The organism is Neisseria sp. P0021.S006, from assembly GCF_051956895.1.
The window spans coordinates 1-944 of record NZ_JBQCWZ010000521.1; the positions used below are offsets into that span (position 1 = coordinate 1).

A 944-nucleotide genomic window follows, 5' to 3' on the forward strand; every position below is an offset into this window, starting at 1 on the left:
GATGAATATCATACCAAATAAAAAGGAAAGGAAAAAATGATGCGAACCCTCCGTATTTCTGCTTTGACTGCTTCCCTGTCTTTGATGTTGGCTGCCTGCGGTGGCGCAACAAGCGGCTTGTCGAATGCCGTGACCGAGCCGCTCAATCCGCATCCGAAAGGCGTGTTGTCCGTTGAATTGAACGAATCCGTCCCTGAAAACGGTACGTTGGAGCTGATGGCCAACGGTAAACCGCAAAACCTGAAAAAAGGCGACAAACTCGATACCGGCTTTTTGAAAACCGATAAAGTATCTTCTTACGACTACGCCCAAAAAATTAAGGTAAACGGCCAAGTCATCACTTTGGAAACGGGCGACTTCCAAGTGTATAAACAAAATTATTCCACTGTTGCCGCGCGTTACGCCAAACAAAAAGCCGATGACGCAGGCAAGCTGCAAAACCTCGATACATACACATTCATCGTCGGCGAAGTCCAAGGCGATGAAACAGCGTATCGCAATTTGCCCAAACAAGGCAGCTATCAGTATTCAGGTATCGCGTTTAATGGCGACGACCGCAGCGGCCGTCTGAAATACACCGTCGATTTCGATAAAAAACAAGGTTACGGCAAAATCAGCAGCATGGCTTCCCACAATAATGTCGACCTGCTTGCCGCAGGCATTGCCAATAACAATGGCAAAGCCGCCATCAGCGGTAAAACCAGTTTGAATGGCGTAGAAAACGGCCGTTACGATTTGAAACTCTTCGGCCCGCAGGCTGAAGAAATTGCCGGTAAAGCGCAAATCAAAGTTGGCGACTCCACCAAAGAAATCGGTTTAGCCGGTAAAAAAGAATAGGAAACAAGGCCGTCTGAAATGTTCAGACGGCCTTTTTGTGACAAAAAAAGCAACGGCTCAAACCGTTGCTTTTTTCATGCCAACCTAAATTACAGGCTGCCCAAGAT

1 protein-coding gene is annotated in these 944 nt (G+C 47.2%); it reads left to right on the top strand.

Annotated features, from left to right (window positions below):
• Nucleotides 1–39 precede the first annotated feature (39 nt).
• Nucleotides 40–837 carry a factor H-binding protein gene (locus ACTHUM_RS15425; protein WP_070461536.1) on the top strand — a complete coding sequence of 266 codons (798 nt, stop codon included), beginning with the start codon at nucleotides 40–42 and terminating at the stop codon, nucleotides 835–837.
• Nucleotides 838–944 lie beyond the last annotated feature (107 nt).